The sequence below is a fragment of the Akkermansia sp. KLE1798 genome (assembly GCF_001580195.1).
In the GTDB taxonomy this organism is placed as follows: Bacteria; Verrucomicrobiota; Verrucomicrobiia; order Verrucomicrobiales; family Akkermansiaceae; genus Akkermansia; species Akkermansia biwaensis.
In genome coordinates this window covers 148690-173770 of record NZ_KQ971088.1, presented here as the reverse complement: position 1 = coordinate 173770, position 25081 = coordinate 148690, and the positions used below count along the sequence as shown (strand labels likewise).

The window sequence follows — 25081 nt, the reverse complement described above, 5'->3', positions numbered from 1 at the left end:
GGTTGGCTTCCCCTATCGTCAATGCGGAACTGGTATTCCCGCGTTCCACATAGGAACCCGCGGAAATCTGCGCCCCCTGGAAGATTCCCCCTTCGATCGTCACGTTGGTAGTGCCAATATTGGCGTTGACGGTTGAAGTTCCGGTACCATTGATGACGGAGCCGCCCCAAATCTGGCCCGTGTACGTGCCTGACTTGATCGTCAGATTGGTTGAACCGGTGATATTGGCCGTGCAGTTTGCCGTCTCCACCCAGGTGCCCCCGGCAATCATGGCCTCTGTGGAGCTGTCGCCAAGGTCCAGCGTCATATTGGTATCGGTCAAGTTCCAGGTAGTTGAACTTACCTTGGTGCCTGCAAAGATTTTTTTGGTGGCATCACCGGAGAACGTTGCTCCCGAGATGGTGGTGGCCAGTCCCTGGGCAAAAAGGCTCTCTGCAAACGTGCCGCCTGTAATTTCAATGGAAGCAGACGAATTAGCCGCAATAGTCGGGCTATTGGCCCCGGTCAACCCGTCAGACAAACCATAGACATTAGCATTATATTCCCCCCCGGTAATGGTTAGCTTGGCCGTATAGGCATCAGTCCCATTTCCCAATTGAAGATGGCCCCTTCCCAACAGGGCAATAATGCCGTTAAATGTTCCTCCGTCCAAATTCAAGGAAACATTGCCGACAATTTGTGCTCCCGTTGATGCAGCTCCAGCTCCGCGCGTTGATCCAGCAGTCACCATCTGGGCAAAAGTGCCGCCATCAATCGTAAAAATCACATCTCCCGTATGCAGAAATGATTCCTGCCCCAGTCCTATGCACCAGCTGCTGTCTGGATTACCGACTGAAACGCCATTCCAGTTTCCGCCGTGAATATTGACCGTATAGGTTCCGGTTGTCTGAAAAGCATTCTGCATATTTCCATCCCCTATGATGGAAAACCCGTTAATCGTGCCTGCATTTCGATCCACATTCACCGTAAAATTCCCGGGGATTATCCGGTCATTACTGCTCCATAGCATGAAATTTTGATTGGGAACGCTGTTCAGAAAGGATGTTCCGGCGCCGATGTTGAGCGTAAAATGACACGGATTTTCAATCGTGACACTTTCCCCCGCATTCCCGGCTACATTATACACCTGAATTCCGGAGTAAGTTCCCCCCTCCAAATTCAATGTGCGTTCATAGCCGCCTTCGTAGGTACCGGTAGCCGTAATATCTGTCAAATAGATGATTTCGGGGGATTCTGTCAGAGTCACCGGATCTCCTGTTGGGAGCGTAATGACATACTGGTCGTCGGCAAAGGAAATCGTTGTTTCTCCGTTACCGGTTAATGTATAGTTAGCCCATGACGGAGAAACTAAACAGGCCAGAAGAGCCGACAGGAGAGGGAGAGGTAAATGCGGACGCATGATTTTGTAATTTATTGATAATGAATAATAAATGTTTACAAAAATATATTTTTATTAGAAGTTAACGGATTTAAAATCCGGAGTCAATGACAATTTTTGATGGCAAATGTCTTAGAAAAGTTAAGGGGGAAGATGAAAAGAACAGCGGGATGGAAAAGGATGATGGAAACAACTTTTCAATAGTATTATTGACAATATGTTAGATATGGACTGGTCTTAATTTATCTATTCTCCGGATTTTAAATCCGACTTTCTACAAAATAATGTAAAGTACCGTATGATTGAAGGAAGAAAATCACAGTAAATAATAAGAAAACTGAATATTTATTGTGAGTTTCCGTCATTGCTTTTCTACTCTGCCTTGCAGAAGGAACAAACTGGTTTTCATCTATTTTCTGTGTTAGTTCAGGAGAATAAGCTGTTACCGGAAGAACAGAACTGGATGAAGAGCGATCCAACTATCTCTTCTCTAATGTCACCGGGGCATTTGCAAGTTTGGCTCCTTGTACGGCATTTGTCCGGAGGGCTTTCACAGTTCTGCCGGGTGGGGCCGGGAAATCTCCGTGATCCATATTTTGTCAGCACGGTTTGCAAGGGGGTGCGGTCCGGAGAATATTGACTGTTCAAAAGAGGCGTCCGTGGCTATCGCGTGACAAGTCAAATGAACCCCTTCCATAAGTTTCTGAGTCCTTCAAGGAAGGAACGTGAATGAAGTTATTTCATAAGTTCAGCAGCGGGGAAGGATGCGCCAGCCCTTCCCGATGCGGTGATGATGGACAGGTCAGGGAGTTCTCTGGGGAACATGGAGATGGTTCGTCTTTCCCGACTTGCCGTTTTTTCCATAACGGAATATCCGGTACATATTAAACCAGAAGCAGGCGAATGAATTTCCTCCGTGAAGGAGAGTGTGAAAGTGTTGTTATCTGCGGAACTGCCGCCCGTTCCGGAAAGAGTTATTCACAATTCTTCCGGATGCGGAAGTCAGAGAAGGTTCCGCTTCTATCCCCATCCCCGTTGTGTTGACGGAACCGTGGCTGTGGTCTCTGACGTGGACGGAAGACGCCGTTCCTGTCTGGTCATCGGCCGGGTTTCGCTGGATTTGAAAAGAAAAGGGGCTGCCCCCTGGCGGGAGGCAGCCCCTTGAAAAAAGCCTGTTTTATTTAATGAGGCAGACGGAAGTTTCTGTTGAAGGCGGAGACTTCCTTCTTGAGCTGGCTAAAGCCTTCCGGATTCGGGCAAACCTGTTCGCCCACGTGCAGGGCCAGGGCGCGGGCGATGAATTCCGCCACCTGTTCCACGTCCTGCTCCTTCATGCCGCGCGTGGTAACGGCGGGGGTGCCGATGCGGATGCCGGAGGGCTTCATGGGAGAGCCGGTGTCAAACGGAATGGCGTTTTTATTCACCGTAATTCCTACGCGGTCCAGGGCTTCCTGGGCTTCCGCGCCATTGATGCCCTTGTTGCGGAGGTCCACCATGAATACGTGGTTGTCCGTACCGTTGGAAACGACACGGAAGCCCAGCTCCGTCATTTTTTTGGACATGGCCTGGGCGTTTTTCACGACCTGGGCGGCATAGTCCTTGAATTCCGGTTTCAGGGCTTCGCCAAAGCAGGCGGCCTTGGCGGCAATGACGTGCATGAGCGGGCCGCCCTGCATGCCGGGGAACACGGCGGCGTCAATCTTTTTGGCATACTCCTCCTTGCAGATGATGAAGCCGCCGCGGGGGCCGCGCAGGGACTTGTGCGTGGTGGAGGCCACAAAGTCCGCATGGGGAACCGGGTTGGGATGCTGTCCCCCAGCCACGAGACCGGCGATGTGGGCCATGTCAACAAAAAGGTAGGCTCCGCAAGCCCTGGCGATTTTCGCCATGCGTTCAAAGTCGATCGTGCGGGAATAGGCGCTGGCGCCGGCCGTGATCATGTTGGGCTTCACTTCCATGGCCAGTTTTTCCAAGGCGTCATAGTCAATGGCCTCTGATTCCTGGGAAACCCCGTAATGCACGACGTTGTACAGCTTGCCGGAGAAGTTGGCGCGGTGGCCGTGAGTAAGGTGGCCGCCGTGGGAAAGATCCATGGTCAGGATGGTGTCCCCAGGCTTCAGGACGGAAAAGTAAACGGCCATGTTTGCCTGGGAGCCGGAATGGGGCTGCACGTTGGCATGCTCTCCGCCGAAGAGCTTCAGCACGCGGTCAATGGCGAGCTGTTCCACCTTGTCCACCACTTCGCAGCCGCCGTACCAGCGCTTGCCGGGATAGCCTTCCGCGTATTTGTTGGTCAGCAGGGAGCCCTGGGCTTCCCGCACGGAGGGGGAGGCAAAGTTTTCCGAGGCGATCAGTTCAATGTTGTTGCTCTGGCGGCGCCCCTCTTCTTCAATGAAGGCGGCCAGTTCCGGATCGCTCCATTGCAGGGGGCTGCCGGAGGACTTGACGACGCGGCGTTCGTGGCGGCCTCCTTCAAAGTCGGCGTGCAGCCAGGCGTCCAGCACGTCTTCCACACTTTCATTGTCCACGTAGGCGGAAGCCAGGCAGAGCAGGTTGGAATTGTTGTGCTGGCGGGAAAGAGCCGCGGCGGGAGCCGTGCGGCAGAGGGCGGCGCGCACGCCTACCCAGCGGTTGGCGGCAATGCTCATGCCGATGCCGGAGCGGCAGATCAGGATGCCGCGTTCATTGGTGCCGTCAGCAATGCTGCTTGCGACCGCATTGGCGTAGTCGGAATAATCGCAGGAATTCTTGGTTTCCGTACCCATGTCGGTCACTTCATGACCCCATGCCTTGAGGAGCTCTACTATGGTTTCCTTGAGGTCGACTCCCGCGTGGTCGGAGCCGATGGCAATTTTAAATGTCGTATTCATGATGGTGCATATTGCTGGCGGGGAAATATTCTGCCTCATTTCTTTCCGGCTGGCAAGTCCGGGATGAAGAATTGAATCATTCCATTTTAAAGCTTCCGAAAGCGCCGTTTGAATAATGAAAAGCGCCCCGGCTTCTGGCGGAAACCGGGGCGCTTTTTAAAGAGCGGGGAGTCTCTCCCTTATTTGGCGGGTGTTTGCTGTTTCAGCATATCCTGGACGATGTTGATACCTTCCCGGAGTTCGGGATCCAGGCCGGAGGGGTATTCCGGGGAGTCGTCCAGTTCCGCCGTGGGGTCTTCCGCCACGTGCATGAACTGTTCATTGTCCTTTTCAGGATTGGCCAGGGGCAGTTCGGGCGCGTTGATGTCGTCCAGCGTCAGGCGGTAGATTTTGTACTTCGCGGCGTCGTCCTTGGCCATCTGCGCAAAGCGGGTTTTCCGCTCCTGGTTGATGGATTTGCGGCGCTCTTCCAGAGAGGCGTTTTCCTGCTCGCGCACCTTTTTGTTCAGGGAGAGCTTGTTGTCCTTGATGCGCTGCTTCATCATGGCGATGTCTTCCTTGGCAATCTGGAGGTCGCGGTCCTTTTCCACGCGTTCGGCGCTGGCCGCTTTCAGGGCGGGGAGCATGCCGGCGATGGCGGAGTCCTTCTTGTAATTGTGGCAGGGGGGAATCTGGTCGTAGGGCATGGCGTAGTCCAGAATTTCCTCTCCCAATTCAAAGGCCGCCGTGGCGGTGGGAAGCTGGATGTCGCTTTCCACGCCCTTCAACTGCGTGGAGCCGCCCGGCACCCGGTAGAACTTCTGCGTGGTGACTTTCAGCAGGCCGGCCCGGTCCCTGGCGGAGAAGTAGGGCAGGTACTGCCCGATGTCCACAGGCTGCTGCACGGTTCCTTTGCCGAAGGTGGAAGTGTCCCCCACGATGACGGCGCGGCCGTAGTCCTGAAGGGCGGCGGCGAGAATTTCCGACGCGGAGGCGCTGAGCTTGTTGATCAGCACCACAATGGGGCCCTTGAAGAGTTTTTCACGGTTGTTGGCGGTTTTCACGTCCACGTTGCCGCGGGTGTCCTTGATCTGCACCACGGGGCCGCGCCCGGTGAAAAATCCGGTCATCAGGCGCACCTCTTCCAGAGAGCCGCCGCCGTTGTTGCGGAGGTCGATCACGAGGCCGTCCACTTTTTCCCTGTTCATCCGTTCCAGGAGCTTCTTGACGTCCGCGGCGCAGCGGCGGTCGCCGCCGTCCATGTCCGCATAGAAGGAAGGAAGGCTCAGCACGCCGATGCGGTTCTGGCCGTCCGGAGCTCCGTTCAATTCAATGATTTCCGCTTTGGCCAGTTCGTCCTTCAACGGTACCTTGGAGCGGGTCAGCGTGATGATTTTGGCCTGTCCGGGAGCGTCCGCCGGTTCCACCTTCAGGCGGATCTGGGAGTTTTCCGAGCCGCGGATCATGTCCACCACCTTGTCCAGCTTCATGAACAGGATGTCTACCATCTCCCCGCTGTTGTTGGAGTCAATGGCCACGATGCGGTCGTTGAGCTTGAGTTCTCCGGATTTGTCCGCCGGGCCTCCCACGACGATTCCGTTGATCTTCGTGGAACCGTCGTCCTCGCCGCCCAGCAGGGCGCCGATGCCGGTGAGTTCCGGGCTCATGGAAATCTTGAAACGGTCCACCTGGCGGGCGCCCATGTAGTCCGTGTGGGGATCATAAGTCAGGGCCACCGCGCTCAGCAGGGTTTCCGCCACGTCTTCCAGGTCCGTTTCCTGGATATTGCGCTGAATGCGCTCATAGCGCATGAGGAGCTTTTCTTCCACAGGCTTTTCATTGGCCAGCGGATCGGGCTTGTTCTGCTCCTTGGCCAGGCGCGCCACGGTCTCGCGGCGCAGGGTCTCGGACAGGAGCTGTTCCTCCACCATGTCTTTCCAGACCTGCTGCATTTCCGCTTCATCCTTGGGCCAGGAGTCGATCTTGCGGCGGGAGCGTTCAATGGTCTTGTCCTGCGTGAACGTAAAGCCGCCCTGTTTCAGCAGATCGCGCGCATAGGCAATGCGCTGCATGGCGCGCTGGCGGTACAAGGCGTGCATGGCCTTGGCCGCGTCCATCATCTGGCCGGACATCAGGTAATCGTCCAATTCCTTGCCGTACTTCTTCTTCAGGGCGTCCACATCCTGCTGGGTGAAGAAAATCTTGCTGGGGTCCACCTTGCGCAGATAGGTTTCCAGAAACTTGTTGGAAAGGTCGTCGCTGAATTCCTTGCGGGAAAAGTGGAAGTTCTGAAGCAGCAGGGACATTTGCTTGCCTACCTGGTTGAAATCGGTGGCCGCTGAGGCGCAGGAAGTGATGGCTGCCGCGGCAAGGGCCGAAAACGCTGTAAGTCTGATCCAACGGAATGAGTGCGTGTTCATGGGGGAAAAATGGTGCGTAATCCCTCCATTCCCGGAGGGATGTATTGCTGGGTTGTAAGTGTTACTGATTTGCGTGTGAATGTCTATCTCATAAAACGTCCACATGACGCTATTTTTGCCGGCGTTCCCGGAAGCCTTTTAAAATGGGGAAAATGGGACTCTTTCGCATGTATGAAAAAAAATAACGGGGGAAAAGGCCATGTCTTCCTGTTCCGGCACCCCTTCCGTAGGGCGGCTTTCCGGAGGAAGCCGTTGCGCTGAGCCAATTCAGTATTGAGGTCAGGGACGTTTTCTGTACACTTTGCGCGAGTATGACCACACCACCCCGGGAAAATGCCCCTGCCGGAAGCAAGATGCGCGTGCTGTTCCAGCGTTTGTTCAGCACTCTTGTCCTTCTGGGCCTGCTGGCCGGCGCCCTGGTCTGGAACCGTGAAGCCGGCTATTATGGGCTGGTCTGCATCTTCTGCATTCTGACCGCGTGGGAATGGCGCCACATGCTCATCCGGTCCGGCAAAGCGGGGCAGGCCCGTTTGAGTTTCCTGTTCGGGGCGGCTTATCCGGTGCTGTTGTCCGTGGCGTGTTTTTTCAACAAATTCCGCCTCACGATGCGGGATGAATTCCGGATGATGCCGGACCCCCTGCTGCTGGTTGTGGCGGCTCCGGTGATCCTGGTCGTGGTGGCCTTCATCCGGGAGATGAACCGTCCCGTCGTCGGGAGCCGCGCGCTCCGCTCCGTCGCTACCACGCTGTTGTCTTTCATTTATCCCGGCTGGCTGTTCGCCTTCGCCATTCCCGCCATCCATCTGGGCTACCTGGAGGTGGGGGCCGAGTCTCCGCGCATTGTGATGATGGTGTTGTGGGTGATCCTGGTGACGAAGATGACCGATATTTTCGCCTACGTCAGCGGACTGCTGCTGGGGGGAAAATTCTTCACTAAAAAATTAATTCCCCATATCAGTCCCAAAAAAACGTGGGAGGGTATCATCGGCTCCTGGCTGCTGACGAATGCCGCGGGGATAGGCCTGGTGTTCCCGATGTTCGGCACGGCGTCGCTTTCTCCGGCATCCGTCCTGATGCTGGTGCTGGGTATCACCCTCATTTTTATTCTGGCCGTTTATGGGGATTTGGCGGGTTCCCTGGTCAAGCGCAGCCTGTCCGTGAAAGATTCGGGCTCCCTGCTGCCGGGCATAGGCGGCCTCTTCGATCTCATTGACAGTCCGTCCTTCACCGTCCCGTTCCTGTGTCTTCTGATGATGACGGTAGTGTATTGAACGGAAGAGCCGGACAAGAAAAAATTGTAAAGCCGCATGTCTGGTACGTCCCTTCCCATTGAGGAAATCCGCGGGGAATTTCTGGAGGCTCTGAAGGGGGCGTCCCCCCGCATTCTGCTGAAAGCGCCCACGGGTTCCGGGAAATCCACCGGAATCCCTCCGATGATGGATGACGCGGGGCTGGGGGAAAACGGCCTCATCGTCGTCGTTCAGCCGCGCCGGATGGCGGCCCGCCTGCTGGCCCGGCACGTAGCCAGGCTGCGCGGCTCGGAACTGGGGCGGGAAGTAGGGTACATGGTTCGCTTTGAGCGGCACATATCCTCCCGTACCCGTATTGCGTACGTGACGGACGGCGTGCTGGAACGCTGGCTGACCGACCGCCCCTGCCTGGAAGGGGTGAGCGCAGTGGTCTTCGACGAATTCCATGAACGGAGCCTTTCCGGGGACTTGTCCCTGGGGCGTGTGCTGGACCTTCAGGAAGGCCCGCGGCCGGACCTGGCCGTGGTGGTGATGTCCGCCACGCTGGAAATGTCCGGCCTGAGGGAATACATGGGGGAATCCTGCCGGGAGCTGGAAGCCTGCGGACGGCAGTACCCGGTGGAAATCACGTACCGTCCTTCCCGGCCGGTCAGCGACGAACGTGGACGGGTGACGCCTCCGCCCGTCTGGGACCAGGCCGCGGAAGCTGTCCGTGAGGCGGTGAAGGATGCCGCTTGCGGAGACATTCTCCTGTTCATGCCGGGCGTTTACGAAATCCGGCGCACGGTGGAACTGCTGGAGGGAAAACCGTGGCTGGGGGGCTGGGACATTTTCCCCTTGTACGGGGCATTGAGTCCGGAACAGCAGAACCGCGCGGTGGAAAAGGGAGGGCGGCCGCGCGTCATCGTCTCTACGAATGTGGCGGAAACCTCCCTGACGATCGAGGGAGTGAGAACCGTCATTGACACCGGATGGGTGCGCCAGTCCGGATGGGACCCGTACCGGGGCATGGACACCCTGCACCTGGTCAGGATTTCAAAGGCGTCCGCCGCCCAGCGTGCGGGCCGTGCGGGCCGCGTGGCGGAAGGCCGCTGCTTCCGGCTGTGGAGTGAGGCCGAACAAGCGAAGAAGGTGGAATTCGACCCTCCGGAGTGTTTCCGGGTGGACTTGTCCGGAGCCGTTTTGAACCTGTGTTCCTGGGGCGTGGCGGACCCGGAGGAATTCCGCTGGCTGGACAGGCCGGACCCTCTGGTTCTTCAGCGGGCGCGCCATCTCCTTGCCTCCCTGGGAGCCGTGGACGGGGAGGGACGCCTGACGGAGACGGGCAGGAGGATGACGGCATTTCCGCTGCCGCCTCGGCTGGCCCGCCTGATTGTGGCCGGGCAGGATGAACGGTGTGTAGTGGAACTGGCCGCCATTGCGGCGCTGATGCAGGGGGAAGGCGTGGAAGCGAAGGGCGGCCTGAACGATGACCTGCGGGATTCCGGCGACTATACGGACTTTCAGGCGGAATGGCGCGCCGTGGGGAAGGCCCTGGATTCCCATTTTGATGCGGGAGTGTGCGGCCGCCTGGGCATTTCCGCCCGCGGTGCGCGGGAAGTGTGGATGGCTTACCGGCAGTTGCTGTCCATCGGCAGCCGCGGGCATTCACGGGAAGTGCTGGAGCCGGATTTCCTGGCGGCGCGTTCTTCCGTCGTCCGGGCATTAATGGAAGGATTTGCGGACCATGTGGGCGTCCGGAACGGAGTGGCGGCCAACACGTGCCGTATGGCGGGCGGCGTGGGCGGCAGGCTGTCCGAAGGCAGTGTGGCCCTGCGCGGCCTGCACTTTGTGGCCGCGGAAATGGCGGAACTGTCCGGAAAGGCGGTGGAAACCCGCATAGGCCGCTGCACGCTCATCACCCCGGAAGAATTGCGCGCCGTATGGCCGGAACGTTTTTCCGGCGGGGAGGCGTCCGTTTTTGACTCCGGCCTGCGCCGCGTGCGCTTGCACCAGCGCCTGATGTATGAAGACCTGGTGCTGGAAGACCGCGACCGCGGGGATGCCCCGGCGGAACTGGCCGCTCCCATTCTGGCGGAAAAAGTGGTGGACGGCACCTTGAAGCTGGTAAAGTGGGACCACGCCGTGGAGCAGTGGATACGCCGTCTGAACGGCCTGAGCCGCTGGATGCCGGAGCTGGAACTGCCCCTGTTCGGGGAAGAAGACAAGCTGGTGGCCATCGCCATGGTCTGTGAAGGCGCCGTGGGATACAAGGACATCAAGGAGCGGGAGATCATGCCCGTGCTCCGGGACTGGCTTTCCGGCTGGCAGGCGAAGGCGCTGGACGACTACGCCCCGGTAAGCCTCACGCTCCCCAACGGGCAGCATGCCAAAGTCCGGTATGAGGAGGATTCCACGCCGGTGATCGGCCTGACGGTGCAGAGATTGTTCGGCGTGGCGGAATCCCCCCGCATTGCGCGCGGCGCCGTGACCGTGAAAGTGGAAGTGCTGGCCCCCAGCCAGAGACCGTGGCAGGTGACCGGCTCCCTGGAAAGTTTCTGGCGCAACGGGTACGGCCAGATGAAAAAAGACCTGGCCGGGCGCTACCCCCGGCACCAGTGGCCGGACCCTTCCGAACTGGACTTTTTGCGTCCCTCCCGCTGACGGTCCGGGAAGGGTGAATTTTCTGTAACAAAACAGTGGCAAAATCTCCCTTTTCCGTGTAAAGAGGCGGTGGTGCAGCTCGCGGATGCCCTCCGCCCACCATACACAAGAGACAGTTATGGACTCAATTTACTGGATTATTATCGTAGCCCTGCTGCTTCTGGCGGCGTTTGACTTGATCAATGGCGTCGCGAATGACGCCGTCAACTTCCTCAACTCCGCCATCGGTTCCAAGGCCGCCCCCGTCCGGGCGATTCTTGCCGTGGCCTCCATCGGCGTCCTGGTGGGCGCGTGTTTTTCCGGGGGCATGATGGAAGTGGCCCGCAACGGCATCTTCCATCCCAACATGTTCAGCTACCATGAAGTGATGCTGTTGTTCCTGGGGGTGATGATCAGCGAGGTGATTCTTCTGGACACCTTCAATACATTCGGCCTGCCCACCTCCACCACGGTTTCCCTGGTATTCGGCATTCTCGGCGCTGCCGTGGCCACGGCCCTTTTCAAAATTTCCAAGCTCCATATGACGGAAACGGTGTGGGACTTCATCAACACGGACAAGGCGTTTGAAATCGTCACCGGCATTCTTCTCTCCGTAGCCATCGCCTTCACGGTGGGTACCATCGTCATGTGGATTTCCCGCCTGGCGTTCACGTTCAAATACCAGTCCCGCTTCAAATGGTTCGGCTGCTTCTGGTGCGGCATTGCCATGACGGCCATCGCCTACTTTGCGGTATTCAAGGGATTGAAGGAATCCACCCTGCTTGACCGCGGCATGATTGCCTACATTGACCAGAATCTGGGGCTGGCGGTCCTGGTCGCCTTCGCGGGCTTCTCCCTGCTCATGTTCCTGCTTCAGCACCTGTTCATGACCAATATCCTGCGCCTGACCGTCCTGGCGGGAACCTTTTCCCTGGCCCTGGCGTTTGCGGGCAATGACTTGGTCAACTTCATCGGCGTTTTCATGGGCGGCCTGGACTCCTTCCAGTACGCCCGGGGCGTGGTGGCGGACGGCGGAAGCACGGCCTCCATCACAGCCATGGAATGCCTGATGCCCGGCAAGGGCGGTCCCGTGAACCATTACATTCTCTTTGCGGCGGGCTGCATGATGATCTTTGCGCTATGGTTCTCCAAAAAGGCCAAGACGGTCATCGCCACCGGCGTGGAACTCTCCCGGCAGGGGGAGGGCGGCATTGAGCGCTTCGGTTCCGTGCCTCCGGCCCGCGCCATCGTGCGCAGCGCCATTGCCCTGGGGCGTGGTGTGAAAAAACTTATTCCCGCCCGCATGCTGGTGCGCATGAACCACCAGTGGGACCCCGCTCCCCAGCCCCTGAATCCCAAGGACCGCGTCGCGTTTGACCTGATCCGCGCCACCGTGAACCTGACCGTAGCTTCCCTGCTGATCGCCTGGGCCACCGGCAAGCAGCTTCCGCTCTCCACCACGTATGTGACGTTCATGGTAGCCATGGGTTCCTCCCTGGCGGACAAGGCATGGGGAAGGGAAAGCGCCGTTTACCGGGTTACCGGCGTGCTTACGGTCATTTCCGGCTGGTTCATGACGGGCCTGGCTGCCTTCACGCTGGCCGCCATCATGGCTACGGTGCTGCATTACGGCCAGGTATATGCCATCTTCGGCCTGCTGGCGCTGGTGGCCGTCATTCTGGTGAAATCCACCGTCATGCACCGCAAGCGGGAAAACAAGCTTTCCACCGAACGGTTCGACCAGATCACGGAAGAAAACATTCTGGACGTGTGCAGCCACCAGATCGTGGACAGCACGCTCAAGCTCCGGGAAATATACAACGACACCGTGGAAAACTTCTTCCAGGGAGACCGCAAGGCGCTCAAGGAACTGTCGGAAGCAGCGGAACGCCTGGCCCTCACCAGCAGCGAGCACCACAAGTACGACATTCTTCCCATCCTTTACAAGATGCAGTCCCGTTCCCTGGACATGGGCTATCACTTTGTCCAGGCGCTGGAACATTTGAATGAAGCCACGCAGAGCCTGGCCCAGTTCTCCGAATCCATCTTTACCTATGTGGACAACAACCATACGCCCTTCACCATTGACCAGGTGGGCGACTTGAGGGAAGTCCACACGGCCCTGATGAAACTGCTGGACGAATACTGCAAAATGCTCCAGACGGGAACTTACACCCAGTTCGACTACACGATGGTGGCGCAGGAGCAACTGCTCCAGCTTGTGGCCAAGGCCACCAAGCGTCAGATCAAGAGAACCCAGCGCAACCAGACGCGCACGCGTTCCTCCCTGCTGTATCTGAACATGCTCAATGAAATGAGATTCATGGCGGTCCAGGTGCGCGCGCTGACGAATGATGAAAGGAATTTCGTGGCGGCGTAAGCGGGATATTTGAGGAAGGGGAACGGCCCTCCCTTGTTTTTTCAGGAAAGGCGGGATAGTGTTGAATCATTTTTTTCCCAGTTATTTTGAAAGAAAAGAATCATTCGGCAACGGAGAGAACGGACCCCCTTTTCTTTTTTGAACAGCATTGATTTCACAATGAATTAGGAAAAACGGCTGCGGATTTTTTTCCGCAGCCGTTTTTCCGTTCAGAGTTATTGTTTCAAGCTTGTGTCATACAAAAAAGAGAAATGTTTGAACATATTCGCTTCCCGGCTGTCTCACCCATAACGGTTACGATCCGGATGCAGTGAAAGAGAGAGCACTTCATCCACCAAGGATCTCTCCGTCTTCATAGGTAGTTAGTTGAACAGCAGCCCCGGCGAAGTGATTCGCCGGGGTTTGTTCGTTTTTAAGGCAGGATTCTCATGAAGTTGGGTCAACATAGCCGTCAGGTATTCAGCCTGGCCATGACGTTGTGGAAAAAATCTGCACGGGGACATTTGCTGCCTATGATAAATAGGCTGCCGCTGTTCCTTCCGGAATAAATCAATATTTGCGATCGTCCGGAGGTTGTCAAAGACTGCCGTGGTGTGACAAAAATCTTTTCCTGTGAGGGAAAAAGATGCTTCTTTTCTGCTGTTCAGGTGGAAAAACATATTTCCGGCGGAGCATTTCACAGGAATGCATGAGTTGCCGCCCGTTGATGGCTCCTGTAAGGAAAAAGGGGGAACGGCAGGAATATAATCCGGGAGGGAATGCGGTGGATACTGTCCCTGGAAACGGAACAGGGCATGGGGATGTGCCGGAGATGTTACGGATTGGAGGAAATGGCAGGTGCGTTTTTGCCTGAACGGTTTCATCATGAATTGTCGTTACGTTTGATTGACGCGGAGTATCTGTCAGGGCATAGTGGCGCGGTATGAAGAGAGTGCTTTGCGTGATCGCCGGTACATGCGGTTTGCTCGGATGGGCTTCTGCGGACGAGATAGGCATGAAGAATGTCCTGTCCGTCTGGAACAGCAGGCAGGCGGACTGGGAATCCGCGTTCAAGATAGCTGAGACGGACGCGAAAAGGGCGGAACTGCTGAAAAGCCAGCCGGACGCCGTGTCCGCAGCCAGGGACTTGTGGAGGCAGGTGGGCCGCGATCTCTCCAAGCCTTATGCCCTTCCGGCCATTGTCTGGTTCCTGGACCATCCGCAGGCCCTTGAGAAAGCATTTCCCAACGGAGATGCTGCCAGGAAAATCGTCTTGAACTGCCTGAATGCCCTGGAAAACAATATGGTGATGGAAAAGGGAGCGGGACAGGCGGCCCACGCGCTGAGCAATTCGCGCGATTTGCGCTGCCGCACCATCCTGGAAAAGATCAAGGATCTGAACCAGTTCCCGGAAGATCAGGGGCTGGCTTCCCTGGGGCTGGCGATGGTCATGAAGGAAAGTTCCGGGATGCAGCAGGATGACTCCCGCCTTGTCGCCGCCAGGGGCAGGCTTCTGAAGGACGCCATCATCAAGTGTTACGATGCCAAATTCGGCCCCGTTCCCGTCCAGGACCTGGTCAAGGAGGAACTGTATGAAATCCTCAATCTCAACATCGGCCAGACGGGGCCTAAAATCAAATTGCCTTCCTCCGCTACCGGAACCTGGGTGGAAATTCCCTCCGGAGACAAGCCCGTTCTGCTGGTTTTCTGGGACCCCCGGGATGCCATGTCCGTCAAGTTTTTGGAAAAGGCGGCCTCCCTGCGCAAGGAATTTCCGGGGATGACGGTGATGCCCATAGCTCCGGTTTCCGAAGAAGGTGTGAAAAAGGCCTTGCTGAATTTGAATTTGGACATTCCCTCCCTGGTGGACGCCCAGGCGGTTGCATTCAAGGATTACCGTGTGGCTCATACTCCCCGGGTATATCTGCTGGACCCCAAGGGGAAGATTCTGATGCGGGGCACCCCGGATATGCTGTTTGACGCCAATCTTTATGCCGCCATGAACAAATTCGGAGAGAAGGCGGATGAAAAAGCCCCCCAGGCTCCTCCGGCCGCACCTGCCGTCGTGATCCCGGAAAGAATCAATTCACCGGATACGCGTGTTCCCGCGTCCCGTCCGCTCCCGGCTTCACGGCAGCCCGTCCGTCCGGCGGCTCCGGCGGCGCCTCCCGTATCCGCTCCCCCTCTGCGTCCCATTCCGGAATAGCCGTTTCATGGAAAGAACCCCGATGAGAGCGGCGGCGGAAGCCGTGGCGCGGTCATTGGCCCGGGCCGGACACCTGGTGTATTTTGCCGGGGGATGCGTCCGGGACCGGCTGATGGGATATCCCGTGAAGGATATAGACATTGCCACTTCCGCCCGGCCTGACGAAGTCTTGCGCCTTTTTCCCGGTTCATGGGAGGTGGGTGCCGCCTTCGGCGTAGTGCTGGTTCTTCACAAGGGCTTCTGCTTTGAGGTGGCCACGTTCAGAAGGGACGGAAATTACAGCGACGGCCGCCGCCCGGATACTGTCTATTTTACGGATGCGCGTGAAGACGCCCGGCGCCGTGACTTCACGATGAACGGCCTGTTTGAAGAACCTTTTTCCGACCCTCCCGGCGGCATCGTGGATTATGTGGATGGCGTGGCGGACATTGAGGCGGGAATTCTGCGGGCGATCGGGAATCCGGACTGCCGCTTTGAGGAAGATTCCCTGCGCCTGATGCGGGCGGTCCGCTTTGCCGTCACCCGGGAAGTGGCCATGGAAGCGGAAACGTACGCGTCCGTTTGCAGGAACTCCGGCCTGCTGGCCCGGATAGCCCCGGAGCGCATCCGGGAGGAGCTGGACAGGATACTGCTGGCTCCGCGCAGGAGGGCAGGGGTGGAAATGCTGGTGGAAACAGGCCTCATGAAACACATCATCCCGGAAGTGTATGCAATGGTGGATTGTGGGCAGCCCCCCCAGTGGCACCCGGAAGGGGATGTGTACACGCATACCCTGATGATGCTGGAAGCGCTGGGGACGGACGGAGGCCCCGTTTCCCTGGAACTGGCCCTGGCCGTGCTGCTGCATGACATCGGCAAACCCGCCTGCCGGGAGGTGGATGAAACGGGAAGAATCCGCTTTTCCGGTCATGACAAGGAAGGCGCTGCGCTGGCCCGTGTCATTTTGCGGAGGCTGAAATACTCCAATGCCGTGGTGGATGCCGTGGCGGACATGGTGGAGCGCCACATGCGCTTCATGCATGTCCGGCAGATGAAGAAATCCACCCTGAGAATGTTCATGAATTCCCCCTTCTTCCGGGACGAACTGGAGCTGCACCGGCTGGATTGCCTTTCCTCCAATGGATTGATGGATAATTGGCAATTCGTCCGGGACGCCAGGGAATCCTACCGGCAGGAACCCCTGGTGCCGCCTCCCCTGGTGACCGGGCGCGACCTGATGGCTCTGGGATTTTCTCCGGGACCGGATTTCAAAAAATGGCTTTCCCATATCCAGGAACTTCAACTGGAAGGCACGCTGCGGAACAGGAGGGAGGCCTTGCTGCGGCTGGGCCAAATTGCCCCGGTGGATCAGAATACACTTGCAGAGTACCTGGAAAAACTAGCATTATAAACGGACTCCCTTCCTGCGGAAGGAAGAGGGCATCGCCTGTCCTCTTCTTTTCCGGGGAAGGGCTGCATCAAGTCATTTCAATTCATGCGTCCGGTCATCTATCAACTGTTTGTCCGCCACTTCTCCAACATGGAAATACACGGAGTGGACTGGGGAAGTCGGGAGGAAAACGGCTGCGGCACATTTAACGGGGTGACGGACAAGGCTCTGCGGGAAATTGCCAGGATGGGCTTTACCCACATCTGGCTGACGGGCGTGCTGAGGCATGCCACCCAGACGGCCCACCCCGGGCTGCCCGCGCAGCCGGAATCCATCGTGAAAGGGCTGGCCGGCAGTCCTTATGCGGTTCTGGATTACTTTGACGTGGACCCTGACCTGGGGTCCGTTCCGGAATTGAGGATGGAGGAATTCAAGGCCCTGGTCAGGCGGTGCCGGACCGTGGGACTGGTGCCTCTCATGGACTTTGTCCCCAACCATGTCTCCCGCGCCTATCTGGCGGACTGGGACGGCCATGACGACTTTGGAGAAGGAGACGACCACCATACCTTTTTTTCACCGGAGCAGGGATATTTCTACCTCACCTCCAACAGCCCCGGCGACGGTCCCCCCCTGCGCCTCCCGGACGGCTTGTTCGAAGGGGAAATGACCTTCGGCAGGGTGACGGGGAACAATGCGGTGACGTGGGAGCCGGACCGGTGCGACTGGTATGAAACGGTAAAGCTCAATTACGGCTATAACTTTCTGGCGGGGCTCCCGGCCCTGCGCCTGCTGCCGGACTGGACAAGTCCCAAGCAGAAGGTCCCCAAGACATGGAGGATCATGGACGATATCCTTTCATTCTGGCAGGGGCTGGGAATCGGCGGGTTCCGGTGCGACATGGCTCAGATGATTCCCATGGCGTTCTGGAAATGGGCGATTGCCCGCTCCCGCGTGCGTCTGCCCGACGTGTTTTTCATGGCGGAGGCGTACAATGACCATCTGAAAACCACTCCGGGCGATCCCTGTACCGCCCTGCTGGAATCCGGATTCAATGCCGTCTATGACGCCGATTGCTACCATCTGGCGGAACATGTCTATACGCGGGGGAACTGGGCCAACGATTTTGACCGCCTCTTCCGGAGTGAGCCCCAGTATTTGACCCACGGCGTCCGTTATGTGGAAAACCACGATGAAAAGCGTGTCTGCTCGCCGATAGCGTGGGGCGGGACGGGGCGCACTATTCTGCCGGCCATCATGACGCTCGTGTATGCCTCCGGCAAGGGCCCCGTGCTGGTGTACAACGGGCAGGAGGTGGGGGAACGCGCGGAAGCTCCGGGCGGCTTTGGCGGCCATAACGGCCGGACCAGCATCTTTGACTATACCTGCCTGCCGCAGTTGCAGCCGTGGGTGGCCGGCGGCAGGTTTGACGCCTCCCTGCTGGACGAGGATTCCGCGGAATTGAGGGACTTCCACGCGCGGCTGCTGCCCCTCCTCCAGCATCCCGCACTGGACCGCGGGGATTTTTATGGCCTGAACTGGGCCAATATGAAAAACACCACCTTCGGCAGGGAACCGGCGGAAGACACTTCCGGACACTGGGTGTATGCCATGCTCAGGTACCATGCCCATGCCCATTCCACGGTGCTGGTGGTGGGAAATCTTTCTCCGACTATCAATTTTTATAACCTCCGCATCTCCATTCCCCAGCATGCGTTCAACTGGTGCGGCATCCAGACGGCGAAAGTGCGCGCCAGAAACCTGATGAAGAAAGATGGGAAAGACAGGTTTTTTGACAGGAGCGAACTGATGGAGAGGGGACTTCCCTATCCTCTGAAACCGGGAGAAGTAGGGGTTTTGGAACTGTCCGGAGCATAGAAGGAGCCGGGGCGCGGAGCCCTCTTCTTCACATTCGATATTTTTTGCTCCTCTGGGCGTTTTTATAATGACGGACGGAATTTAATTCGTTATAGTCCCGAAAATTCCTATGACTAGACGTTTTCCTTACTCCATGTCTACCATTCAGCAGATTGCTCTGGCGCTTGCCGTTGCCGGAGCCTGTCCTGCCCTGGCGCAGGACGGCGCAGGCGCCGCCCGCCGCGCTGCTGCCCGGATGGAAGAACAGGCGCAGGCTTCCATGCTGCTTCTGAATCAGGCGCGTCAGCAATATTCCGAGGGCAAGTACCAGGAGGCTCTGGAACTTTACCGTAAAAGCCTGAATACCTTGCCCAAGGCTCCCAATATGGAGACCCGGCGGCGCTTTCTGGAAACCAGTATTGCGGATGCCAGCGTGGCCGTGAGCCAGGAATACATCAAGGTGGGACGTTATGACGAAGCCTCGGAACTACTGGAATCCGCGCTGAAAACGACTCCGAACCATGCCTTGGCCAAGCGTACTCTGGAACTGCTCAAGGACCCGATCCGGACGAACCCCGCCCTGACGCCGCAGCATGCCGTGGACGTGGAAAAGGTCAACGGCCTTCTTCGCCTGGCATTCGGGTATTATGAGCTGGGACAGTACGACGAAGCTCTGAAGGAATTTAACTCCGTCCTTCTCATTGACCCCTACAATACGGCGGCGCGGCGCGGCATGGAACAGGTGAACCGTGCGCGCACCAGCTATTTTTCCTCTGCGCGGGACGAAACCCGCGGGAACGCCCTGGCGGAGGTAAGCAGCCTCTGGGAACGCCGTCCTTCCGTTACGGAAGTTCCCGAGGAGCCGGAATCCTTTTCCCAGCCCCTGGAAAATCCCGTGGTGAGCGTGGACCGGAAGCTGGGCATGATCCGTCTGCCCAGGGTGCAGCTGGAACAGGCCACGGTGGAGGAAGCCGTGGACTACCTCCGCAACCAGTCCCGGGTGCATGATGAAATGGCCCAGACCGAGGCCGAGAGGGGGATTAACATTTCCCTGGACCCCGGTCCTCCGGACAGCGTTACTGCCAAGGATATCGCCGCCAAGAAGATCACCCTGAATCTTCAAAACATTCCGTTGCGCGAAGCCCTGCAGTACGTAGCCCGCGCCTCCGGGCTGATTTTCCGCACGAACGCCTATGGCGCGGAACTCGTCACTCCATCCGCCGGAACGTCCTACATGGTCTCCAAGACCATTCCCGTTCCTCCCGGTTTCTTCTCCGGGACGGATTCCTCATCAGGTTCGGACGATCTGGACCCGTTCGCTTCCGGTGATTCCGGTTCCTCCGGAATGACGCTGAAGCGGGTGGACCCGCAGAAGATGCTGGCTGCCATGGGGTTGAAATTGCCGGCCGGCAGCTCTGTGAAATACAACGCGGGCAACTCCACACTCTTTTTCCATGGAACTCCCAGGGACCTGAACTTCCTGGAAGAACTGGTGGCTGCCAAGTCGGCGGCCCAGCCCCTGCAAGTAATTGTAAGCGCCACGTTTCTGGAAGTCAACCAGGCGGATTTGGAAGAACTGGGATTCAACTGGATCGTGAACCTCAACCTTGACCCCAACAAATGGTTCATGGGCGGGGCAGGGACGAATAAGAACGATTATAACAATACCGTACTGGACAGTGCTGCCAGAGTGGCCGGGGCCGCATCTCCCGCAGGAGTAGTGGGCGGCCTGAGGTCAGGCAACCAGGTATTTACGGAAGACAGCATTGACGGGATGATCGAACGCGGCACTTCCGCCAGAAGTTCGGACGCCGTTTACACCCCCGGCGGAGCGCCGAGCATCCTGACCATGCGCGGCATGTGGAGCCAGGCGGACGTCACCATGATCATGCGGGGCCTGAGCCAGAAAAAAGGCACGGACATCATGCAGCATCCTTCCGTGGTAGTACGCCCCGGAGAAAAGGCAACCTTCTTCAGCGGCAGGGAACTGATTTACCCCACGGAATATGATCCGCCCGAAATTCCCAACAGCACCGGCAGGGACTACAACAATGACGACTATTGGGGCGACGATGACGACGTAGGCGAACGCATTCCCATCATGCCGATGACGCCCGCTCATCCTACGGCATTTGAAACCAGGCAACTGGGTACCATATTCAATGTGGAGGTGACCGGCATCAGTGAGGACAAGTCCATGGTGGATCTTACGGTTGCTCCGGAACTCGTGGATTTTGACGGGTTCATCAACTATGGTACTCCCATTTTCCTGCCTCTGGTATCCCAGGAAAAAGGGAAGGATGAAGTAACCATGGCCAAAGCGTCGGACAACTTCATTCTCCAGCCCGTATTTTCCAAGCGCAGCATGACCTCTTCCGTCCGCGTCATCACGGGCAATACCCTGGTGATCGGTGCCTTGAAAAAAGCTACCTCCGTCCAATATGAGGACAAAATTCCCATTTTGGGGGATATCCCCTGGGTAGGGCGCCTGTTCCGTTCCCAGGGTTCCAAGGAACAGCGCAAGGCCATCATCATCATGGTGAAGGCGGAAGTGGTGGATCCGGGAGGCAAGGAACTGTACACGCCGAATACTCCCGCTCCGGAAACCCCGGAAGGCGGTGCCGGTCTTCCCGCTCTCAGTGCCGTTGAGTAACCTTTAAAAAAATCAAGCCTGTGAAAAACAGCGATTCTGATCCTGAATTCCCCCAGGGTGCGGGGAACATCATGCGCCAGCTGCATGACTCCGATTCCCAAGGCGTGGAGCGGAGAAGGGAAGTGGTGGTGCGCCCGGACGGCTCCAAGGTCATCCGTGTGGAAAAGCGCCGCCGCTCTTATGGTGATGACCACCAGAACGACAAAAAGGCCGCCTTGAAAAACAAGCGTTTCCTGATCGGCCTCTGCATTCTGATTCTGCTTGTCGTCGGAGGGCTGGTGGGAACGTACATGTACCGGCTCACTTCATTCAATACGGTGGAATTTTCCAACCGCATGCAGGAGGAACTGTCCGCTGCGTGGGGGGGGGATGTGAAAGTTTCCGGAATGGCCATGGACGGCCGTTCCCTGAAAGCCTCCCGCATCAGGATCACCTTCCCGGAAGACTCCTGCCTTTCCTTCATCACGCTGAACGGGGTCTCCGGGGAAGTCTCCGCGATTTCCCTTTTCCTGGGCAGGGTGAAGGGGGAAAGCCTGAACGTGTCACAAGCCACCATCGGCCTGCGTCCGGGATACACCAAATTCTCGCTGCCCCGGACGGGGAAGGAACTGCCGTTCGCTTTTCAGCGCTATACGGCTCCGCGTCTGGAAGTGGGTTATGCCCATGAACGGGAGCCCTTCACCCTGGAGAAAAACGAAGGGCCCTTTTATCTGACGGCGGAAGCCTACATCCGTACTTCCAGGGCTGGCGGAGCATCCACGGAATACGTCCTGGACCTTTCCCAGCAAAAATTGAAAATCAAGGGGTGGCCCCTGCTGGCCATGGATGCGGGCTCCGTCATTCTGGACAGTTTCGGCATCAAGCAGCTCACCTTCTCCGGTTTTGTGGACAAGGGGGTCATGTTCAACAAGCCTACGGACCTGAGCCCCTTCATGATTACGGGCAGCATGCGCCTGGACAACGATTTCCGCCACCGTCACTGGACGCTGACCGGCAGAAACTTTGACCTGTCCCAGCTCGTTGGGGAATGCTTCTCTTCCCTCATCAGGGTGCGCATGGGCGAGCAGCCCGTGGAGGAAAAGCGAGAATTGAGCGTGACCTTCTCCCTCCCCATAGGACCGGAACGGAAAAGGCCGTCCCTGCAGGGCACCAGCGGTTCCGTCATCAAGGCTTCCATGATGCGCCTTCCCGTGTTCCAGCTTTTGAAGGCCATGACGGAACGCAGAATGGAAACCGGCCTGCCGTATTCCTCCCCCGTCTTCTCGTCCGGTTCCTTTGTTTTGGAAAGCGACGGTACGGACCAGTCCGTTTCCCTGAAGGATATATCCCTGTTTGAGCAAAGCTTCCTGGGCGTTACGGGCAACTTGCATTGCAGCGGTTCCAATATATCCGGGGAGCTTGTATTCAAGCTGCCCTCCTACATGGCGAATGGCCGCCGCATTCCGAAAGGAGTCACGCAGGACGGACATGACTTTGTTATCCCCGTGAAGGTTTCCGGGACGTCGGCTTCACCCACGGATAATTCCGGCGGCATGCTTCAGGAATTGAAATCCGCCGCGGAATCCGGCATTCTGCCTCCCGCCTATCCGTCCGGCGGGACAAATGGTTCTTCTCCGGCTTCTCCTGTTCCGTCTCCCGGCCGCATTACCGTGGACGGATTCATGTAATACTGGTGCCGTTTCATGCTTCCCCCCCTTCCCAATTTACGGAAAACGACTGAAAAGCGGACCCGCTGGTGGACGCAGATGGCCGGGCTGGGCCTGTGGTCGCTCCTGCAGCCCTTGTGCATGAGTCTGAATATCCGCTCCATCAAGGAGGAGCACGACGACGTGTACACGACGCCCTTCCTGGTGGCTCTCTGGCACAACCGCACCGTCGTGCCGGGATACGCCTGGTCCCTGGCCCAGAAGCCGCTCAACATGTGCGTGCTCACGAGCGCCAGCAAGGATGGGGCCCTGGTGGAGGCCGTCTGCAAATACTTCGGCCTGGAAGCCGTCAGAGGTTCCTCCGGGCGCAGGGGTGCTGTAGCCTATATGGAAATGCTTCGGAAAATCCGGGAGGGAAACGTCTGTTTCTGCTTCACTCCGGACGGTCCGCGGGGGCCCATGTACCAGGTGCAGCCGGGCATCATCAGGCTGGCCTCCCAAACGGGCTTGCCCATTATTCCCGTCTGCATAGAATATGAAAGCTGCTGGCGTCTGAACAAGGCATGGGATCATTACGCCATCCCGAAGCCGGGTTCCAACGTGAACATTCTCTGGAAAAAAAGGCTGTTCATCCCTCCGGGCATCACGGATGAACAAGTTGCGGAATATGGCCGGCTGCTGGCCGGCATGATGCAGGAAGGTGTCCCGGACTTTCCTCCACTTACCCAATCAAAATTATGCAAATCATCGACGGAAAGCTAGTGGCCTCCCAGGTTCTGGAAGAGGTTAAGGGAGACATTGACCGGCTCAAGGCGGCCGGGATTACGCCGGGCCTGGCCGTGGTCCTGGTAGGGGATGACCCCGCTTCCCAGGTATATGTCAATTCCAAGGTGAAGAAATGCGGAGAACTGGGCATGCATTCCCGGAAAATCGTTCTCCCCGCGGATGCCTCCCAGGAGGAACTGCTTGAGGTCATCAGGGAACTGAATGCGGATGCCTCCATCCACGGCATTCTGGTGCAGAGCCCGCCCCCTCCCCATATTGACGAGGCTGCCGTCGTGCTGGAAATAGACCCCGCCAAGGACGTGGACGGTTTCCATCCGGAAAACGTCGCCAAGCTGGTGATGGAAGACGAATCCGGCTTTGTGCCCTGTACGCCGCTGGGCTGCATCAGACTGCTGAAAGCGGCAGGCATTGAAACCGCGGGCGCCAATGCCGTGGTGATCGGCCGCAGCATGATCGTGGGCAAGCCGATGGCCCATCTGCTCATGTCCAAGCAGTCCAACGCCACGGTGACCGTAGCCCATTCCCGCACGAAAAACCTGCCGGAACTCTGCCGTTCCGCGGATATCATCGTTGCGGCTATCGGCCGCCCCTCCTTTGTAACGGCGGAATTCGTGAAAGACGGCGCCGTCGTGATCGACGTGGGTATCAACCGCGTGGAAGACGCGTCCGCCAAGCGCGGCTACCGCATCGTGGGGGATGTGGCCTATGACGAGGTGGCGCCCAGATGCCGCGCCATCACGCCCGTTCCCGGAGGCGTGGGGCCGATGACCATCGCCATGCTGATGGCCAACACGGTCAAGGCCTGCCGCCAGCAGACGGGAGCGTAGCCCGTTTCCGGTGACGCCCGTTTTTCTTGTCAAAAGCGGGAAAGTAGGGCAGTATTCACTTACCATTATGTCAAGTAAAATACTCGAAGGCAAAGTTGGTGTCGTAGTCGGCGTGGCGAACAAGCGCAGTATCGCTTTCGCGATTGCCAAGGCATGGCATGAAGCGGGCGCAAAGCTCATCTTCAACTACCAGGGCGAACGCCTCAAGGACGGCGTGATCAAATTGATTCGTGAAAACTTCGGTGAAGACGCTCCCGTTTACGATTTGGACGTGAGCAGTGACGAATCCATCAATGCTTTCTTTGAAAACGTCCGCAAGCACACGGACAAGGTGGATTGCATGCTGCATTCCGTAGCCTTTGCTCCCAAGGAAGCCCTTGGCGGCGGCAGTTTCCTGGAAACGGGTCGGGACGCCTTCAAGATTTCTCTGGATATTTCCGCCTACTCCCTGGTGGCGCTTTCCCGTGCCGTGGAGCCGATGATGTCCGACAATGGCAGCATCCTGGCCATGTCCTACCTGGGTGCTGAAAAGGTGGTGCCCAACTACAACCTGATGGGGGTTTCCAAGGCCGCCCTGGAAGCCTGCACCCGGTACCTGGCGTACGACCTGGGCCGCTCCCGCGGCATCCGTGTCAACTGCATCAGCGCCGGTCCCATGCAGACGCTTGCGGCCCGCGGCGTTTCCGGTTTTTCCACCATGTTCAAGGTTTATGAGGAACACGCCCCCCTGGGCCGTTCCTGCACGGGCGAGGAACTGGGCGCTACCGGCGTATTCCTGGCCAGCGACGGCGCCGCCGCCATCACCGGCCAGGTGATTTACGTGGACGGAGGCTACCAGATCATGGGCATGTAACGCTCCCTG

General features: G+C 57.8%; 15 protein-coding genes. 11 read left to right on the top strand and 4 right to left on the bottom strand.

The genetic code is table 11. The features are described 5' to 3' along the window. The 3 genes from HMPREF3039_RS09360 to HMPREF3039_RS09350 form a co-directional block, all read right to left on the bottom strand. A partial coding sequence (locus tag HMPREF3039_RS09360; RefSeq protein ID WP_147549944.1) for a hypothetical protein occupies positions 1 to 1399 on the bottom strand: 1399 nt, incomplete at its 3' end. 1160 nt (positions 1400 to 2559) lie between these two features. Then, entirely contained in the window at positions 2560 to 4248 is a 1689-nt protein-coding gene (gene rpiB / locus HMPREF3039_RS09355) for a ribose 5-phosphate isomerase B (protein WP_289024507.1), read from the bottom strand. A gap of 179 nt (positions 4249 to 4427) precedes the next feature. Further along, positions 4428 to 6647, bottom strand: coding sequence for a carboxy terminal-processing peptidase (locus HMPREF3039_RS09350; protein ID WP_067570062.1), 2220 nt, complete (start codon positions 6645 to 6647; stop codon positions 4428 to 4430). A 311-nt stretch (positions 6648 to 6958) separates the two neighbouring features. Here HMPREF3039_RS09350 and HMPREF3039_RS09345 point away from each other — a divergent pair, with 311 nt between their 5' ends. The 3 genes from HMPREF3039_RS09345 (at position 6959) to HMPREF3039_RS09335 (ending at position 12899) form a co-directional block, all read left to right on the top strand. Then, on the top strand, positions 6959 to 7918 hold the full coding sequence (locus tag HMPREF3039_RS09345; protein WP_067570060.1) for a phosphatidate cytidylyltransferase: 960 nt from the start codon (positions 6959 to 6961) through the stop codon (positions 7916 to 7918). A 36-nt stretch (positions 7919 to 7954) separates the two neighbouring features. Continuing rightward, positions 7955 to 10540 carry an ATP-dependent helicase HrpB gene (gene hrpB, locus HMPREF3039_RS09340; RefSeq protein WP_067570058.1) on the top strand — a complete coding sequence of 862 codons (2586 nt, stop codon included), beginning with the start codon at positions 7955 to 7957 and terminating at the stop codon, positions 10538 to 10540. A 118-nt stretch (positions 10541 to 10658) separates the two neighbouring features. Then, positions 10659 to 12899 carry an inorganic phosphate transporter gene (locus HMPREF3039_RS09335; protein WP_067570086.1) on the top strand — a complete coding sequence of 747 codons (2241 nt, stop codon included), beginning with the start codon at positions 10659 to 10661 and terminating at the stop codon, positions 12897 to 12899. A 362-nt stretch (positions 12900 to 13261) separates the two neighbouring features. Here the strand turns inward: HMPREF3039_RS09335 and HMPREF3039_RS13840 are convergent, their stop codons facing one another. Continuing rightward, complete coding sequence (locus tag HMPREF3039_RS13840; protein ID WP_147549947.1) at positions 13262 to 13765, bottom strand: hypothetical protein; 504 nt, start codon at positions 13763 to 13765, stop codon at positions 13262 to 13264. Between the two features lie 56 nt (positions 13766 to 13821). On the opposite strand from HMPREF3039_RS13840, the gene HMPREF3039_RS09325 reads away from it, so the two are divergent. The 8 genes from HMPREF3039_RS09325 (at position 13822) to HMPREF3039_RS09290 (ending at position 25072) form a co-directional block, all read left to right on the top strand. Next, positions 13822 to 15084: a TlpA family protein disulfide reductase gene (locus HMPREF3039_RS09325; RefSeq protein WP_147549950.1), complete on the top strand. Its 1263-nt coding sequence runs from the start codon at positions 13822 to 13824 to the stop codon at positions 15082 to 15084. A 7-nt stretch (positions 15085 to 15091) separates the two neighbouring features. Continuing rightward, entirely contained in the window at positions 15092 to 16474 is a 1383-nt protein-coding gene (locus tag HMPREF3039_RS09320; protein ID WP_067570052.1) for a CCA tRNA nucleotidyltransferase, read from the top strand. 84 nt (positions 16475 to 16558) lie between these two features. Beyond that, positions 16559 to 18328, top strand: coding sequence for an alpha-amylase family glycosyl hydrolase (locus HMPREF3039_RS09315; RefSeq protein WP_067570050.1), 1770 nt, complete (start codon positions 16559 to 16561; stop codon positions 18326 to 18328). A 133-nt stretch (positions 18329 to 18461) separates the two neighbouring features. Then, on the top strand, positions 18462 to 20960 hold the full coding sequence (locus HMPREF3039_RS09310) for an Amuc_1098 family type IV pilus outer membrane protein (protein WP_067570048.1): 2499 nt from the start codon (positions 18462 to 18464) through the stop codon (positions 20958 to 20960). Positions 20961 to 21031: 71 nt separating this feature from the next. Continuing rightward, the gene (locus HMPREF3039_RS09305) at positions 21032 to 22627 is read left to right on the top strand and encodes a hypothetical protein (RefSeq protein ID WP_147549953.1); all 1596 of its coding nucleotides are present in this window, start codon (positions 21032 to 21034) and stop codon (positions 22625 to 22627) included. A 15-nt stretch (positions 22628 to 22642) separates the two neighbouring features. Continuing rightward, the gene (locus tag HMPREF3039_RS09300) at positions 22643 to 23368 is read left to right on the top strand and encodes a lysophospholipid acyltransferase family protein (RefSeq protein ID WP_067570044.1); all 726 of its coding nucleotides are present in this window, start codon (positions 22643 to 22645) and stop codon (positions 23366 to 23368) included. Then, positions 23344 to 24219, top strand: a complete 876-nt coding sequence (folD, locus tag HMPREF3039_RS09295) for a bifunctional methylenetetrahydrofolate dehydrogenase/methenyltetrahydrofolate cyclohydrolase FolD (RefSeq protein WP_067570042.1) — start codon at positions 23344 to 23346, stop codon at positions 24217 to 24219. The genes HMPREF3039_RS09300 and folD overlap by 25 nt, the downstream gene beginning before the upstream one ends. Positions 24220 to 24286: 67 nt before the next feature. Beyond that, the gene (locus tag HMPREF3039_RS09290; protein WP_067570040.1) at positions 24287 to 25072 is read left to right on the top strand and encodes an enoyl-ACP reductase FabI; all 786 of its coding nucleotides are present in this window, start codon (positions 24287 to 24289) and stop codon (positions 25070 to 25072) included. The last annotated feature ends 9 nt before the right edge of the window (positions 25073 to 25081 follow it).